This is a genomic window from Prolixibacter sp. SD074 (genome assembly GCF_009617895.1).
In the GTDB taxonomy this organism is placed as follows: Bacteria; Bacteroidota; Bacteroidia; order Bacteroidales; family Prolixibacteraceae; genus Prolixibacter.
The window spans coordinates 437,556-454,272 of sequence record NZ_BLAW01000001.1; the positions used below are offsets into that span (position 1 = coordinate 437,556).

14 protein-coding genes are annotated in these 16,717 nt (G+C 43.4%); 6 read left to right on the plus strand and 8 right to left on the minus strand.

The annotated features are described in order from the left end of the window. Positions 1 to 14 precede the first annotated feature (14 nt). The 6 genes from GJU82_RS01875 to GJU82_RS01900 all read right to left on the minus strand — a co-directional run bounded on the left by GJU82_RS01875 (position 15) and on the right by GJU82_RS01900 (position 7,101). Positions 15 to 1,223, minus strand: a complete 1,209-nt coding sequence (locus GJU82_RS01875; protein WP_153630596.1) for an IS91 family transposase — start codon at positions 1,221 to 1,223, stop codon at positions 15 to 17. Further along, positions 1,208 to 2,083 (minus strand): site-specific integrase, encoded by an 876-nt coding sequence (locus GJU82_RS01880; RefSeq protein ID WP_228488754.1) that lies wholly within the window; start codon positions 2,081 to 2,083, stop codon positions 1,208 to 1,210. The genes GJU82_RS01875 and GJU82_RS01880 overlap by 16 nt, the downstream gene beginning before the upstream one ends. Positions 2,084 to 2,523: 440 nt before the next feature. Continuing rightward, complete coding sequence (locus GJU82_RS01885) at positions 2,524 to 3,732, minus strand: IS91 family transposase (RefSeq protein ID WP_153630598.1); 1,209 nt, start codon at positions 3,730 to 3,732, stop codon at positions 2,524 to 2,526. Beyond that, complete coding sequence (locus GJU82_RS01890; protein ID WP_228488754.1) at positions 3,717 to 4,592, minus strand: site-specific integrase; 876 nt, start codon at positions 4,590 to 4,592, stop codon at positions 3,717 to 3,719. The genes GJU82_RS01885 and GJU82_RS01890 overlap by 16 nt, the downstream gene beginning before the upstream one ends. Before the next feature lie 440 nt (positions 4,593 to 5,032). Next, positions 5,033 to 6,241, minus strand: coding sequence for an IS91 family transposase (locus GJU82_RS01895; RefSeq protein ID WP_153630599.1), 1,209 nt, complete (start codon positions 6,239 to 6,241; stop codon positions 5,033 to 5,035). Continuing rightward, complete coding sequence (locus GJU82_RS01900; protein WP_228488755.1) at positions 6,226 to 7,101, minus strand: site-specific integrase; 876 nt, start codon at positions 7,099 to 7,101, stop codon at positions 6,226 to 6,228. Before GJU82_RS01900 ends, GJU82_RS01895 begins: the two co-directional genes overlap by 16 nt. A 736-nt stretch (positions 7,102 to 7,837) precedes the next feature. Here GJU82_RS01900 and GJU82_RS17320 point away from each other — a divergent pair. From GJU82_RS17320 to GJU82_RS01925, 5 genes are all read left to right on the plus strand, one after another. Continuing rightward, positions 7,838 to 8,488: an AraC family transcriptional regulator gene (locus GJU82_RS17320; RefSeq protein ID WP_228488528.1), complete on the plus strand. Its 651-nt coding sequence runs from the start codon at positions 7,838 to 7,840 to the stop codon at positions 8,486 to 8,488. Positions 8,489 to 8,655: 167 nt separating this feature from the next. Beyond that, on the plus strand, positions 8,656 to 9,303 hold the full coding sequence (locus GJU82_RS01910) for a DUF6448 family protein (protein ID WP_153630601.1): 648 nt from the start codon (positions 8,656 to 8,658) through the stop codon (positions 9,301 to 9,303). An 81-nt stretch (positions 9,304 to 9,384) separates the two neighbouring features. After that, complete coding sequence (locus GJU82_RS01915; protein WP_153630602.1) at positions 9,385 to 9,831, plus strand: hemerythrin domain-containing protein; 447 nt, start codon at positions 9,385 to 9,387, stop codon at positions 9,829 to 9,831. A 59-nt stretch (positions 9,832 to 9,890) separates the two neighbouring features. Then, the gene (locus tag GJU82_RS01920; protein WP_153630603.1) at positions 9,891 to 10,628 is read left to right on the plus strand and encodes a ZIP family metal transporter; all 738 of its coding nucleotides are present in this window, start codon (positions 9,891 to 9,893) and stop codon (positions 10,626 to 10,628) included. A gap of 31 nt (positions 10,629 to 10,659) precedes the next feature. After that, positions 10,660 to 11,955, plus strand: coding sequence for an NAD(P)/FAD-dependent oxidoreductase (locus GJU82_RS01925; RefSeq protein WP_153630604.1), 1,296 nt, complete (start codon positions 10,660 to 10,662; stop codon positions 11,953 to 11,955). 411 nt (positions 11,956 to 12,366) lie between these two features. Here GJU82_RS01925 and GJU82_RS01930 read toward each other — a convergent pair whose 3' ends face one another. Both GJU82_RS01930 and GJU82_RS01935 read right to left on the minus strand, forming a co-directional pair. Then, positions 12,367 to 13,575, minus strand: a complete 1,209-nt coding sequence (locus GJU82_RS01930; protein WP_153630605.1) for an IS91 family transposase — start codon at positions 13,573 to 13,575, stop codon at positions 12,367 to 12,369. Continuing rightward, on the minus strand, positions 13,560 to 14,435 hold the full coding sequence (locus GJU82_RS01935; RefSeq protein ID WP_228488754.1) for a site-specific integrase: 876 nt from the start codon (positions 14,433 to 14,435) through the stop codon (positions 13,560 to 13,562). Before GJU82_RS01935 ends, GJU82_RS01930 begins: the two co-directional genes overlap by 16 nt. Before the next feature lie 896 nt (positions 14,436 to 15,331). On the opposite strand from GJU82_RS01935, the gene GJU82_RS01940 reads away from it, so the two are divergent. Next, on the plus strand, positions 15,332 to 16,543 hold the full coding sequence (locus GJU82_RS01940) for a phospholipase D family protein (protein ID WP_153630606.1): 1,212 nt from the start codon (positions 15,332 to 15,334) through the stop codon (positions 16,541 to 16,543). Positions 16,544 to 16,717 lie beyond the last annotated feature (174 nt).

Consider the following 16,717-nt stretch of genomic DNA (forward strand, 5'->3'; position numbering starts at 1 on the left):
TTGCAGGGTAGGCACTATCCGGGTTCCCACGGAACATCTTTCACCAAACCGGCAAAACGCAGCCTTCCTTTTTTACATACCGGGCAGTTGGGCTGCCGGAAGTTTTGGATACATTCCAGGATTTCAGTCCACACCGTATCCTGTCTTTCCCAAACCTGGCCGCCATCTTCCAGTGCCTCTTCTTTCCGGTTTTCGACCTCTTGTGCCAGCAGTTGTTTTGCCGCCAGGATGTTTTGTTTACGGTAACGGCTCGATAAAATTCCATAGTACCGCACTTTAAAAAAGCCCTTTGGCAAAATGTGCAACAAAAACCGGCGGATAAACTCATCCACATCCAGTTTCATTTCCCTGAACCTGCCTGTACGGTAATCTTTCCACGAAAATCGCACTTTGCCATTCTTCACTTCCAAAATCCGCCGGTCGGTAATGGCAATACGAAACACGTAACGCGAAAGGTATTCCAGTATTTTTTCAGGATTGCCCATGGGTGCCTGCGCATTCACCACCCAGTCCTTTTTGTATAAAGGCGTGAGGAAGCGGTTAAACTGCACAGGCCCTTTTATGCCTGCCAGTTTGCCGTGAAAATCGAGTTCCCCTTTTTCTTTGGCTTGTTTTAGCAAATACAGAAACTTTCCCCTGAACTTTTTTGCCAATATCTTGCCTGCGATGAAAAAGTTGTTTTTGGCCGGTACATGCACCCAGTGTTCGCGGTCGAAGCCCAGGCCCCCTGCGGGCATGATGCAATGCAGGTGTGGGTGTTCCTTCATGTTCTGCCCCCAGGTATGGAGTACGGTAACCAGGCCAATATCAGCGCCCAGGTGCTTTACGTCACGGGTAAGTTCGAGCAGGGTTTGTGAAACAGCTTTAAATAATAAACCATACATCGCCTTCTTATTTTGCAGGCAAAGCGGGTTTAACTCATGCGGCAGGGTGAACACCAAATGGTAATACCCCACCGGGAGAAGTTCTTTCATCCGTTTGTCCAGCCATTCCAGTTTTTCTTTTTGCTGGCACACAGGGCAGTGGCGGTTGCGGCAGGAGTTATAAGATTTCTCTGTATAGCTGCAATGGTCGCATTTCTCGAAATGGCTTCCAAGGCCCCCGGTGCGGCACGCCGACAGCAGGTGGATTAAGCTCTGCTGCTCTTTTGTTACCTTGTTTTGGCTGATGTAGTTTCCCCCGTATTCACGCAGTAAACTTCCTACAGTTATTTGTTCCTGCATAGCCCCTCCAGTCCTTCCAGCGTGTCCAGCGGGTTTACCACCTGGCTTGTGTTGAGTTGCTGCACGTGGAGGTATTTGAGCGTGTTGCTTAAATCGGAATGCCCCATCAGGCGCTGTATGGCCAGAATGTTGGTGCCCTGTTCGAGGTGGTGCGTGGCAAAACAATGCCGGAAAGTGTGTGGCGTGTAAGGCTTTTTAACCTGTGGCGTGCGGTGCCGTGCATTAATACAAATAGTCCGTACTGCTGTAATGCCCAGGTGGGTACCTTTTCCTCCCGCGCCTTCAAAAAGGTAATGCTGCGGCTTGTACTTTTTGTAATAATCCCTTAAAACAGAAAGTAAAACCGGCGATAGCGGCACTTTACGTTGTTTCAGCCCTTTGCCTTCCTGGATGTTTACCTGCATCCGTCGGCTGTCAATGTCGGTAAGTTTGATGTTTACACTCTCTGATACCCTGGCCCCGGTGGAATAAATGAGCATGATGATAGCGCGGTGCTTGAAGTTGTCAATAGCCCCGAGTACATCGCTCACTTCGTCTTTTGATAAAACCAGCGGGAGTGTTTTGGCAACCTTTGGCGTTGGAAGGTATTCTTTTGCCCACTCCTTATGGTAAATATTTGTAAAGAGGAACCGAAGGGCGTAGTAGCCCATTTTTACACTGCCCGGTTTGTGGTTCCCATCGGTGAGCATACTTTGAAAATAGGCCCTGAGTTCTTCTACTCCCGTGTGTTCCGGGTCTTTTTTGCAAAAGTTACTGTAATCGGCAATGTGCCACCAGTAACTTTTACGGGTCCTTTCACTTAAATTGCGTAAAACCGCTTCCTGTTCAAAGCTTTTTTTAAATTTGTCATAATAATTAATTTTAAATGATTAAATGCCTCAAAGATACTGGTTTTCGGTGGCCTGTAAAACCACCGAACGCCAGTGAGGTTAAGTTCAACATTTTAGGAATTAAGGCACAGTTGGGCCCTGAAAAAAGGCAGTAGGTTTGCATACTTACTGCCTTTTTTTTGGGTAACTGCGCTCAAAATGCACGCCCAATTGTGTTTTAATTCGTGTTGGGCTTAACCGTTGCTGTTCAAAGCTATACACTATGGGGATTGAATGGTTTTTCTGCATCCTTTCCGTTGTTTTTCTGCCGCCGGTTTTGCTATTTTACCTGTTTTGGGGCCGGGACCCGGATATTGGGCACGTTTTTCGTTTCCACACCGGACATACTTTTCCCGTTCAGCCAAAAACAGGGAATTTTTAGCCGGTAAACCGGTTGTGCAATTTTTCAAAGAACGATTTGCAGAGTATCACTATCCGGGTTCCCACGGAACATCTTTCACCAAACCGGCAAAACGCAGCCTTCCTTTTTTACATACCGGGCAGTTGGGCTGCCGGAAGTTTTGGATACATTCCAGGATTTCAGTCCACACCGTATCCTGTCTTTCCCAAACCTGGCCGCCATCTTCCAGTGCCTCTTCTTTCCGGTTTTCGACCTCTTGTGCCAGCAGTTGTTTTGCCGCCAGGATGTTTTGTTTACGGTAACGGCTCGATAAAATTCCATAGTACCGCACTTTAAAAAAGCCCTTTGGCAAAATGTGCAACAAAAACCGGCGGATAAACTCATCCACATCCAGTTTCATTTCCCTGAACCTGCCTGTACGGTAATCTTTCCACGAAAAACGCACTTTCCCGTCTTTCACTTCAATAATACGCCGGTCGGTAATGGCAATACGAAACACGTAACGCGAAAGGTATTCCAGTATTTTTTCAGGATTGCCCATGGGTGCCTGCACATTCACCACCCAGTCCTTTTTGTATAAAGGCGTGAGGAAGCGGTTAAACTGCACAGGCCCTTTTATGCCTGCCAGTTTGCCGTGAAAATCGAGTTCCCCTTTTTCTTTGGCTTGTTTTAGCAAATACAGAAACTTTCCCCTGAACTTTTTTGCCAATATCTTGCCTGCGATGAAAAAGTTGTTTTTGGCCGGTACATGCACCCAGTGTTCGCGGTCGAAGCTGAGGCCGCCCGCCGGCATAATACAATGCAGGTGTGGGTGTTCCTTCATGTTCTGCCCCCAGGTATGGAGTACGGTAACCAGGCCAATATCAGCGCCCAGGTGCTTTACGTCACGGGTAAGTTCGAGCAGGGTTTGTGAAACAGCTTTAAATAATAAACCATACATCGCCTTCTTATTTTGCAGGCAAAGCGGGTTTAACTCATGCGGCAGGGTGAACACCAAATGGTAATACCCCACCGGGAGAAGTTCTTTCATCCGTTTGTCCAGCCATTCCAGTTTTTCTTTTTGCTGGCACACAGGGCAGTGGCGGTTGCGGCAGGAGTTATAAGATTTCTCTGTATAGCTGCAATGGTCGCATTTCTCGAAATGGCTTCCAAGGCCCCCGGTGCGGCACGCCGACAGCAGGTGGATTAAGCTCTGCTGCCCTTTTGTTACCTTGTTTTGGCTGATGTAGTTTCCCCCGTATTCACGCAGTAAACTTCCTACAGTTATTTGTTCCTGCATAGCCCCTCCAGTCCTTCCAGCGTGTCCAGCGGGTTTACCACCTGGCTTGTGTTGAGTTGCTGCACGTGGAGGTATTTGAGCGTGTTGCTTAAATCGGAATGCCCCATCAGGCGCTGTATGGCCAGGATGTTGGTGCCCTGTTCGAGGTGGTGCGTGGCAAAACAATGCCGGAAAGTGTGTGGCGTGTAAGGCTTTTTAACCTGTGGCGTGCGGTGCCGTGCATTAATACAAATAGTCCGTACTGCTGTAATGCCCAGGTGGGTACCTTTTCCTCCCGCGCCTTCAAAAAGGTAATGCTGCGGCTTGTACTTTTTGTAATAATCCCTTAAAACAGAAAGTAAAACCGGCGATAGCGGCACTTTACGTTGTTTCAGCCCTTTGCCTTCCTGGATGTTTACCTGCATCCGCCGGCTGTCAATGTCGGTAAGTTTGATGTTTACACTCTCTGATACCCTGGCCCCGGTGGAATAAATGAGCATGATGATAGCGCGGTGCTTGAAGTTGTCAATAGCCCCAAGTACATCGCTCACTTCGTCTTTTGATAAAACCAGCGGGAGTGTTTTGGCAACCTTTGGCGTTGGAAGGTATTCTTTTGCCCACTCCTTATGGTAAATATTTGTAAAGAGGAACCGAAGGGCGTAGTAGCCCATTTTTACACTGCCCGGTTTGTGGTTCCCATCGGTGAGCATACTTTGAAAATAGGCCCTGAGTTCTTCTACTCCCGTGTGTTCCGGGTCTTTTTTGCAAAAGTTACTGTAATCGGCAATGTGCCACCAGTAACTTTTACGGGTCCTTTCACTTAAATTGCGTAAAACCGCTTCCTGTTCAAAGCTTTTTTTAAATTTGTCATAATAATTAATTTTAAATGATTAAATGCCTCAAAGATACTGGTTTTCGGTGGCCTGTAAAACCACCGAACGCCAGTGAGGTTAAGTTCAACATTTTAGGAATTAAGGCACAGTTGGGCCCTGAAAAAAGGCAGTAGGTTTGCATACTTACTGCCTTTTTTTAGGGTAACAGCGCTCAAAATGCACGCCCAATTGTGTTTTAATTCGTGTTGGGCTTAACCGTTGCTGTTCAAAGCTATACACTATGGGGATTGAATGGTTTTTCTGCATCCTTTCCGTTGTTTTTCTGCCGCCGGTTTTGCTATTTTACCTGTTTTGGGGCCGGGACCCGGATATTGGGCACGTTTTTCGTTTCCACACCGGACATACTTTTCCCGTTCAGCCAAAAACCAAAAGTTTTAGCCGGTAAACCGGTTGTGCAATTTTTCAAAGAACGATTTGCAGGGTAGGCACTATCCGGGTTCCCACGGAACATCTTTCACCAAACCGGCAAAACGCAACCTCCCTTTTTTACATACCGGGCAGTTAGGCTGCCGGAAGTTTTGGATACATTCCAGGATTTCAGTCCACACCGTATCCTGTTTTTCCCAAACCTGGCCGCCATCTTCCAGTGCCTCTTCTTTCCGGTTTTCGACCTCTTGTGCCAGCAGTTGTTTTGCCGCCAGGATGTTTTGTTTACGGTAACGGCTCGATAAAATTCCATAGTACCGCACTTTAAAAAAGCCCTTTGGCAAAATGTGCAACAAAAACCGGCGGATAAACTCATCCACATCCAGTTTCATTTCCCTGAACCTGCCTGTACGGTAATCTTTCCACGAAAATCGCACTTTGCCATTCTTCACTTCCAAAATCCGCCGGTCGGTAATGGCAATACGAAACACGTAACGCGAAAGGTATTCCAGTATTTTTTCAGGATTGCCCATGGGTGCCTGCACATTCACCACCCAGTCCTTTTTGTATAAAGGCGTGAGGAAGCGGTTAAACTGCACAGGCCCTTTTATGCCTGCCAGTTTGCCGTGAAAATCGAGTTCCCCTTTTTCTTTGGCTTGTTTTAGCAAATACAGAAACTTTCCCCTGAACTTTTTTGCCAATATCTTGCCTGCGATGAAAAAGTTGTTTTTGGCCGGTACATGCACCCAGTGTTCGCGGTCGAAGCCCAGGCCCCCTGCGGGCATGATGCAATGCAGGTGTGGGTGTTCCTTCATGTTCTGCCCCCAGGTATGGAGTACGGTAACCAGGCCAATATCAGCACCCAGGTGCTTTACATCGCGCGTAAGTTCAAGCATAGTTTGTGAAACGGCTTTAAATAATAAACCATACATCGCCTTCTTATTTTGCAGGCATAGCGGGTTTAACTCATGCGGAAGGGTGAACACCAAATGATAATACCCCACCGGGAGAAGTTCTTTCATCCGTTTGTCCAGCCATTCCAGTTTTTCTTTTTGCTGGCACACAGGGCAGTGGCGGTTGCGGCAGGAGTTATAAGATTTCTCTGTATAGCTGCAATGGTCGCATTTCTCGAAATGGCTTCCAAGGCCCCCGGTGCGGCACGCCGACAGCAGGTGGATTAAGCTCTGCTGCCCTTTTGTTACCTTGTTTTGGCTGATGTAGTTTCCCCCGTATTCACGCAGTAAACTTCCTACAGTTATTTGTTCCTGCATAGCCCCTCCAGTCCTTCCAGCGTGTCCAGCGGGTTTACCACCTGGCTTGTGTTGAGTTGCTGCACGTGGAGGTATTTGAGCGTGTTGCTTAAATCGGAATGCCCCATCAGGCGCTGTATGGCCAGAATGTTGGTGCCCTGTTCGAGGTGGTGCGTGGCAAAACAATGCCGGAAAGTGTGTGGCGTGTAAGGCTTTTTAACCTGTGGCGTGCGGTGCCGTGCATTAATACAAATAGTCCGTACTGCTGTAATGCCCAGGTGGGTACCTTTTCCTCCCGCGCCTTCAAAAAGGTAATGCTGCGGCTTGTACTTTTTGTAATAATCCCTTAAAACAGAAAGTAAAACCGGCGATAGCGGCACTTTACGTTGTTTCAGCCCTTTGCCTTCCTGGATGTTTACCTGCATCCGTCGGCTGTCAATGTCGGTAAGTTTGATGTTTACACTCTCTGATACCCTGGCCCCGGTGGAATAAATGAGCATGATGATAGCGCGGTGCTTGAAGTTGTCAATAGCCCCGAGTACATCGCTCACTTCGTCTTTTGATAAAACCAGCGGGAGTGTTTTGGCAACCTTTGGCGTTGGAAGGTATTCTTTTGCCCACTCCTTATGGTAAATATTTGTAAAGAGGAACCGAAGGGCGTAGTAGCCCATTTTTACACTGCCCGGTTTGTGGTTCCCATCGGTGAGCATACTTTGAAAATAGGCCCTGAGTTCTTCTACTCCCGTGTGTTCCGGGTCTTTTTTGCAAAAGTTACTGTAATCGGCAATGTGCCACCAGTAACTTTTACGGGTCCTTTCACTTAGATTCCGTAAAACCGCTTCCTGTTCAAATCTTTTTTTAAATTTGTCATAATAATTAATTTTAAATGATTAAATGCCTCAAAGATACTGGTTTTCGGTGGCCTGTAAAACCACCGAACGCCAGTGAGGTTAAGTTCAACAAAGTGTATATGCCATAAGGGTTTTAGTGGGTATTCAAGCATTGTAGCCCGCTCAAACTTTCGTGTCGGTGGACAGGTAACTACTCCGCAATCCCTTACGGCACATACACTCGACCGTTAGGTTTCATGCTAAAAAACATTCTGCAAATTATAGACATAGCTGAATTTTATAGAAACAAACAATGAAATACTTTTTTTTGATAGCTGCCTTCAATGCCTTGTTTTTTGCGATTTTGATTTTGCAGAAAAATAAGGCCTTACATGATAAAATACTGATTTACTGGTTAATTTATTTGGGCTTATATACAGGCATATACGCTTTATTTGCAAATAAATTATTTATAGATTTTCACCTCCTGTCAGCCAGTTTTATTTCATTACTCTTGCTTCACGGGCCATTCCTGTATTTATACATTTCTGCATTGATTGACCAAGAGTTTGAATTCAACAGGAAAAAACTTTTACATTTTATTCCTTTTATCCTATTCAACCTTTATATAGTTATTGCTTCTTTAATCCCGGTAATATCGGAGCGAATAAGATTAGACCACGTAGAAAGTGAACAAGGAATTCCTTTACTTTTTAATTTATTCCTGATTCTCATAGTTTTATCCGGACCATTCTATTTTATTTTATCCATCCGGCTTTTTAAAAAATTGGATATCAATATTTTCAATAATTTTTCATCGTATGAGAATGTTAACCTCGATTGGCTACGGAAGCTTGTTTATACTTTTGGGGCTGTTTGGACGGTTTTAATGTTTTTTGCCACTGTCCATCATGTTTTCGGGTTGTTCTCATGGGTTTTTTGTACGCATGGCCTTACTCTTTCTTTGTCTGTTTTCATCATCTTAATCGGCTATTTCGGCCTAAAGCAAAAGGAAATTTTTATTCAATATCCTGACAGCAGCATCGAATACGTTACGGAACCGAAGCCGAAATATTCCGGCGTGGTCATGAAAGAGACTGATGCGAAAAAATATGTAAGCAAAATACGAAGTTTTATGAGCAACGAAAAACCCTATTTGGACGCTAACCTTTCACTTCCCGGGTTAGCCGAAAAACTCAATATACCTTCCCATCATCTTTCGCGTGTTATAAATGAACAGTTTAATGTCAACTTCTTCGATTTTGTTAACCAATACAGGGTGGATGAAGTTAAATCAAGGATGGACAATCCCGAATTTGAAAATCTGACCATTTTAGGAATTGCATTCGATTGTGGTTTTAATACGAAATCGGCATTCAACAGGGTATTTAAAAAACTAACCGGGTTCACCCCAAGTGAATATAAGAAGCAACTCTAAAATGGTTATAATCACCCGCACTGGTTATTTTTTACCTGAAGTCCTATATTATGGACTTCAAATTGTTGCTAAATGGGTACTACTTTACAAAGTAGGTCGCACAACGCTGTTACCTGATGTACTTTTGTTCCTGATAATTCGATTAAAAACATTTAAAACAATTTATTATGAAAACAAAAGATTTCAATTCAGGAACGGAAAGTCGCGAAAGACTTCAATCCCGTAAAGGCAATTTGCAAACAATTATCCCGATTGTTCTCGTTTCGTTATTCTTGCTATTCTCTGCATTTCCCGCCTCCGCCCATTGCGACCGCGAAAACGGGCCCGTGGCTGTGGCTGCAAAAGAAGCACTCAAAACCGGTGACTTTAGTAAAGTTGCTATTTGGATTGGCGAAAAGCAGGAAGAAGAGTTGAGGAATAAATTCAGGCAAAGTTTAAGTGTTTACCGCAAAGGTAGTGAATCAAAAGAACTTGCAACGGAATATTTTATGAGTAACACGGTCAGGCTGCACCGCGAAGCGGAAGGTATGCCTTTTACAGGATTGAAACCGGCCAGTCCCAATGCGCTGGATATTGGGATAGCAGAAAAAGCCCTTGAAACCGGTGATATTGACCCCTTACAAACACTTCTCAAAGAGGAATTGGAAAAGGAAACTTCTAAATGGTTCCAAAAAGCTTTGGAGGCCAAAAAGAATAAGGACAAAAGTGTAGAAGCCGGCCGTCAGTGGGTGGACAGTTATGTAAAGTATATCATATATTCTCATAAACTCTACCAAAAAATTAAGGCCGGCCCCCCACATGGAGTTGGTGAATAGATTAACTAAACATCTTTTTAATGACTCTTGTTGAAGATATAAAGAACCAATTAAAATCATATAACGTAAAATAAAAGTATCATGGAATTTAAAACACCTATATCATTAAATAAAGAGCATGAAGAATTACATGCCATGCTCCGGCAAGCCACGCAGCTTTCAGGCAAAACAGGCGAAGCCGCAAAAACAGTTGCTGAATTGATGCATCCGCATTTTGTCAAAGAAGAAGAGTACGCGCTTCCCCCTTTGGGGCTGTTGTCATCTCTTTCATCAGGAAGCCTTTCTGAAGAAATGAAAGAGGTTTTGCAAATGACGGACAAACTGAAATCAGAACTTCCGGAAATGTTGGCAGAACATAAACAAATTGTTGCGGCTTTGGAGGTTTTAGTGCAACATGCAACAGCAGAACATCATCCTGAGGTTGCTGAATTTGCTCAAAAACTTATGCTTCACGCACAAACAGAAGAAGAAGTTTCATACCCTACCGCTATATTAGTTGGAGAATATATCAGACTTAAATTCATTTAAGCGGTTGAGCTTTAAACGGCAAAACAGAACCAGATTTACAGAATAGAATTTGTTAAGCTATGTCAGATATCATGATTGTTTTAATTTACTCAGGTATAACTGCCCTTGCCACCGGCTTGGGCGTTATTCCTTTGTATTTTACCAAAAAGATTTCTGTCAGCAAGATGAGCCTGGCGAGTGCCCTCGCAAGTGGGTTATTACTGACTGCAGCTTTTGACCTTATCAATGAAGGAACAAATAGCAATGCTGTACTAACCTTACTGGGAGTAATCACGGGTGTAATCCTGATTTCCATAAGCCGAAAATGGCTGGATAAACGCAAAACACCCGATGTTGGCGATCTGGCAAGGGCTGACCTGTTAAAAGCTATCGTTATCATTGGCGTTATGACTATCCATTCTTTTGCCGAAGGCATTGCGGTGGGGCTCTCATTTGGCGGAGATAATCTTTCTTTCGGCTCAATGATCAGCATTGTTATAGCGCTGCATAATGTTCCGGAAGGCCTTGCTATCGGACTGGTACTTATTCCCAAAGGGGTTAAGATTTGGAAAGCCGGGTTATGGAGTGTCTTTTCCAGTTTGCCCCAACCGTTGATGGCAGTTCCTGCATTTCTTTTGGTATTGGTTTTTGAGCCATTTCTTCCTTTCGGACTAGGACTGGCTGCAGGAGCAATGATATGGATGATTGGAGCGGAGGTATTACCTGATGCCTGCCATAAAACAGCCCCTGGAAGTATTGGCATAGCCTTAACAATAGGCGTGGTTTTTATGATGGCTTTCAAGTTGTTTATTAGCTAGTAACCATGGTTTTTGTAAATCTAAAGTGATTATGAAAAAAGATAGCTTTCACATAAAAAGAAAAAAAGTAATCGTTGTCGGTGGTGGCTTTGCAGGCATCCAGTTGGTAAGAAGATTGGACGAAAACCTGTTTGATGTGCTTCTAATTGATAAAATCAACCATCACCAATTTCAGCCATTGTTTTATCAGGTGGCTACTTCACAAATTGAACCGGCAAATATATCGTTTCCATTCCGACACATCTTTAGAAACAAAAAGCATATTCAAATCAGACTGACGGAAGTCAACCGGATTTTCCCCGACAAAAATAAAATTAGCACGAGCATTGGTGATTTCGATTACGATTTTTTGGCTATTGCCATAGGTTGCAAAACAAATTTCTTTGGCAAAAATGAAATTTGCAGTCATTCATTGACATTGAAAACCACCTACGATGCCATTAAAATCCGAAATCATATTTTGAAGATTTTTGAAAGAATTATTTCTCTAAAGGAAGATGAGAGGGAAGCTTATTTAAATCTTGTAATTGTTGGTGCAGGTGCCACTGGAGTTGAACTGGCGGGTGCTTTTTCAGAAATCAAAAAGAATGTATTACCAAAAGATTATCCCAGGATTGATTTTACAAAATTTCAAATCTATTTAGTAGAAGGGAGCAGAAATACCTTAAATAACATGAGTGACAGGGCCCAAAATGCTTCTCAAAGATATTTGAAGAAAATGGGGGTGAAACTGCTCACCGAAAAATTTGTAAAAGAATATAATGGGAATACACTTGCGCTGAGCAATGGCGATAAAGTAAAAACCAAAACGGTTATTTGGGCAGCAGGAGTAACAGGTAATTTTGTAGAGGGCTTACCGGCTGAAAGTTTTACCCATGTAAACCGTATAAAAGTAAACCGTATAAATAAAGTTTTTGGGAGTGAAAATATTTTTGCCTTAGGCGACATTGCCTACATGGAAACGCCAAAATACGCCAAAGGGCATCCACAGGTTGCAAATGTGGCCATAAATCAGGGCAAGAATTTAGCAAAGAACCTTAAGCGGTTAATCCGTGGGAAAGTACCGATGGATTATGAATACAGGGATTTAGGTTCAATGGCAACAATTGGACAAAATAAAGCCGTTGTTGACTTTCCCTTTTTGAAGTTCAAAGGATATTTTGCCTGGTTTATATGGATGTTTTTGCATCTTATGCTTATTTTAAGTGTTCGCAATAAATTAATTATATTTATAAATTGGGCATGGGTTTATATTACAAAAGATTCATCGCTCAGACTAATTTTAACAGAGGATAAAAATTCTTGTGGTAAATATAATGACAAATAATTACGAAATATTTGAAAAATCTTATATCAAGAAAAGCACGAAAACCTAACATTTTAGGAATTAAGGCACAGTTGGGCCCTGAAAAAAGGCAGTAGGTTTGCATACTTACTGCCTTTTTTTAGGGTAACAGCGCTCAAAATGCGCGCTCAATTGTGTTTTAATTCGTGTTGGGCTTAACCGTTGCTGTTCAAAGCTATACACTATGGGGATTGAATGGTTTTCCTGCATCCTTTCCGTTGTTTTTCTGCTGCCGGTTTTGCTATTTTACCTGTTTTGGGGCCGGGACCCGGATATTGGGCACGTTTTTCGTTTTCCACCGGACATACTTTTCCCGTTCAGCCAAAAACAGGGAATTTTTAGCCGGTAAACCGGTTGTGCAATTTTTTCAAAGAACGATTTGCAGGGTAGGCACTATCCGGGTTCCCACGGAACATCTTTCACCAAACCGGCAAAACGCAGCCTTCCTTTTTTACATACCGGGCAGTTGGGCTGCCGGAAGTTTTGGATACATTCCAGGATTTCAGTCCACACCGTATCCTGTCTTTCCCAAACCTGGCCGCCATCTTCCAGTGCCTCTTCTTTCCGGTTTTCGACCTCTTGTGCCAGCAGTTGTTTTGCCGCCAGGATGTTTTGTTTACGGTAACGGCTCGATAAAATTCCATAGTACCGCACTTTAAAAAAGCCCTTTGGCAAAATGTGCAACAAAAACCGGCGGATAAACTCATCCACATCCAGTTTCATTTCCCTGAACCTGCCTGTACGGTAATCTTTCCACGAAAATCGCACTTTGCCATTCTTCACTTCCAAAATCCGCCGGTCGGTAATGGCAATACGAAACACGTAACGCGAAAGGTATTCCAGTATTTTTTCAGGATTGCCCATGGGTGCCTGCACATTCACCACCCAGTCCTTTTTGTATAAAGGCGTGAGGAAGCGGTTAAACTGCACAGGCCCTTTTATGCCTGCCAGTTTGCCGTGAAAATCGAGTTCCCCTTTTTCTTTGGCTTGTTTTAGCAAATACAGAAACTTTCCCCTGAACTTTTTTGCCAATATCTTGCCTGCGATGAAAAAGTTGTTTTTGGCCGGTACATGCACCCAGTGTTCGCGGTCGAAGCCCAGGCCCCCTGCGGGCATGATGCAATGCAGGTGTGGGTGTTCCTTCATGTTCTGCCCCCAGGTATGGAGTACGGTAACCAGGCCAATATCAGCGCCCAGGTGCTTTACGTCACGGGTAAGTTCGAGCAGGGTTTGTGAAACAGCTTTGAACAACAAGCCATACATCACTTTCCTGTTTTGCAGGCAAAGCGGGTTTAACTCATGCGGCAGGGTGAACACCAAATGGTAATACCCCACCGGGAGAAGTTCTTTCATCCGTTTGTCCAGCCATTCCAGTTTTTCTTTTTGCTGGCACACAGGGCAGTGGCGGTTGCGGCAGGAGTTATAAGATTTCTCTGTATAGCTGCAATGGTCGCATTTCTCGAAATGGCTTCCAAGGCCCCCGGTGCGGCACGCCGACAGCAGGTGGATTAAGCTCTGCTGCTCTTTTGTTACCTTGTTTTGGCTGATGTAGTTTCCCCCGTATTCACGCAGTAAACTTCCTACAATTATTTGTTCCTGCATAGCCCCTCCAGTCCTTCCAGCGTGTCCAGCGGGTTTACCACCTGGCTTGTGTTGAGTTGCTGCACGTGGAGGTATTTGAGCGTGTTGCTTAAATCGGAATGCCCCATCAGGCGCTGTATGGCCAGAATGTTGGTGCCCTGTTCGAGGTGGTGCGTGGCAAAACAATGCCGGAAAGTGTGTGGCGTGTAAGGCTTTTTAACCTGTGGCGTGCGGTGCCGTGCATTAATACAAATAGTCCGTACTGCTGTAATGCCCAGGTGGGTACCTTTTCCTCCCGCGCCTTCAAAAAGGTAATGCTGCGGCTTGTACTTTTTGTAATAATCCCTTAAAACAGAAAGTAAAACCGGCGATAGCGGCACTTTACGTTGTTTCAGCCCTTTGCCTTCCTGGATGTTTACCTGCATCCGCCGGCTGTCAATGTCGGTAAGTTTGATGTTTACACTCTCTGATACCCTGGCCCCGGTGGAATAAATGAGCATGATGATAGCGCGGTGCTTGAAGTTGTCAATAGCCCCGAGTACATCGCTCACTTCGTCTTTTGATAAAACCAGCGGGAGTGTTTTGGCAACCTTTGGCGTTGGAAGGTATTCTTTTGCCCACTCCTTATGGTAAATATTTGTAAAGAGGAACCGAAGGGCGTAGTAGCCCATTTTTACACTGCCCGGTTTGTGGTTCCCATCGGTGAGCATACTTTGAAAATAGGCCCTGAGTTCTTCTACTCCCGTGTGTTCCGGGTCTTTTTTGCAAAAGTTACTGTAATCGGCAATGTGCCACCAGTAACTTTTACGGGTCCTTTCACTTAGATTGCGTAAAACCGCTTCCTGTTCAAAGCTTTTTTTAAATTTGTCATAATAATTAATTTTAAATGATTAAATGCCTCAAAGATACTGGTTTTCGGTGGCCTGTAAAACCACCGAACGCCAGTGAGGTTAAGTTCAACAAAGTGCAAATGTAATGCGGGCGGGCGCGGTATTCCAGCGTTCGCGCCCTGTTCAACCACCGCCAATCCGTCTTTGACGGATGTCGGTTTTAAAATAATGTTTAATAAAAAGCCGGCTTGGCTACGTGGCAGCTTGACAGGAAACCGTTTCAAAATCCCGCACTCCACTTGCACCAACCGTTAACGGCAAGTTTGAGAAAAATAAATTGGTGGTTATTTGATAAGTCCGTTCTTTGGTTTTCTGCTCGCTTGTAAAATTGCTGTCACAAAACTTGCAAAGTAAAGTTTGGTGCTGTTGCCAATTTTCGCGGCCTGACAATTTGCTAAAACTGTTTTACAGTCTGACTGTTCAGCACTTTTTTAGGAAAAGCCGGTGGTTATCTGACAGTTTGATTTTTGGCCGTTTGTACCTGGAATGGAATAAAAAAATTGGCAGGGACATTTGGTTTAGGCAAGTTTTCCGCCAGCGGAGTAAGTTAGGAATAGTCAGGCTCACGTGCCGTCGAAACAAATCGGCAGCGGTTACCTGCAACCCACAAGCAACTTTGACTTTTGGGGGTTGAAAAAAATTTTAAAAGCGAAGTGGTTACCTGAAACTTTTGTTCGGAAATTGATACTTTTATACTGTTAACAAATTGACGATGAATAAAAACCAGCCGTTAACAAAGTACATATTGCAGGGCGGGTGTAGTAGCTCGCCAACTGCGGATTCTCGCATCGCCGTTCCGTGTCCTTCGGACAGGAACGCTCTCCGAAATCCGCCCCGCAACATGTACCAACCGTTATGCGGCAGCTTAAAAAACGACACAAACAAATATGAAACTTATAACAACAGCAAAAGAATTAGAAAAAGAATTCAGACGACTGACCGAACAGTATGACCATTTTTATTGGTCAACAGCTTGGGCAAGTTCAGGTTCTAAACCTTTCAATGACCTATTGACTAATAAAGGGAAAATTCAAAAAATTGTTGTAGGAATTCATTTTTATCAGACACACCCAGATTTTATTGAAGCATTCTTAAATGACAAAAAAGTTCATTTTATCCAACAACCAGAAGGAACATTTCACCCAAAACTCTACCTTTTTGCGGACAAGACTGATAAATGGGAAATAATATTAGGGAGTGCAAACTTTACAACAGCAGCTTTCTCAAGTAACACAGAAGCCAGCTTATTAATTACTCACAAAGACAGTAATTCGGCTGAGACATACAATAATGCTATAAAACTCGTTGACAAGACATTTTCTGACGGCAAGACTTTCAATAAATTAGACCTTGAAAAATACCATATAGCTTGGAAAAATCATAGACAAAAAATCAAAAGTCTTTCAGGACAATATGGTAGTAAAAAAAGAAAACCAAAACCAATCCACGAAGTTCCGATGATGAACAGAAGTTGGTCAGAGTTTATGACTGAAGTTCGCAACGAAACATCTCACGGTCTTGACAGAAGATTGAGAACAATAGAGATAGCTAAAGAATTATTTGAAAGTGTTAATCATTTCAACGAGTTGTCAGAAGACCAAAGAAAATTTATTGCAGGTATTCCAAACAAACTTGATATAAAGGGAGCGGAAGATTGGGGTTATTTCGGTAGTATGAAAGGTGCAGGCATATTCAAAAACAAAATAATAAATAAAGATATAAATATTTCAAATGCCTTAGGCTGCATTCCAAATACTGGACACATAACAAAAGGCCAGTATGATAATTTCATTAACGAATTTAAAAAGGCGTTCATTGGGACTCGACTTGAAGATGCTAAAAATCTCACTGCAACAAGACTTTTATGTATGAAACGTCCTGATACTTTTGTGTGCTTTGATAGTAAAAATCGTTCCGCACTTTGTAAAGATTTTGGTATTATTCAATCAGAAATGGATTACGAAAGATATTGGGATGACATCGTTGAAAGGATTTATGATAGTAATTGGTGGCAAAATCCAAAACCTAAAAGTGAGACAGAAGAAAAAGTATGTGACGCAAGAGCTGCATTTTTAGACAGTTTATATTATGAAGAATAAAAGGATTGAAATAAAAGCCGACCGCATAACATTTTAGGAATTAAGGCACAGTTGGGCCCTGAAAAAAGGCAGTAGGTTTGCATACTTACTGCCTTTTTTTAGGGTAACAGCGCTCAAAATGCACGCCCAATTGTGTTTTAATTCGTGTTGGGCTTAACCGTTGCTGTTCAAAGC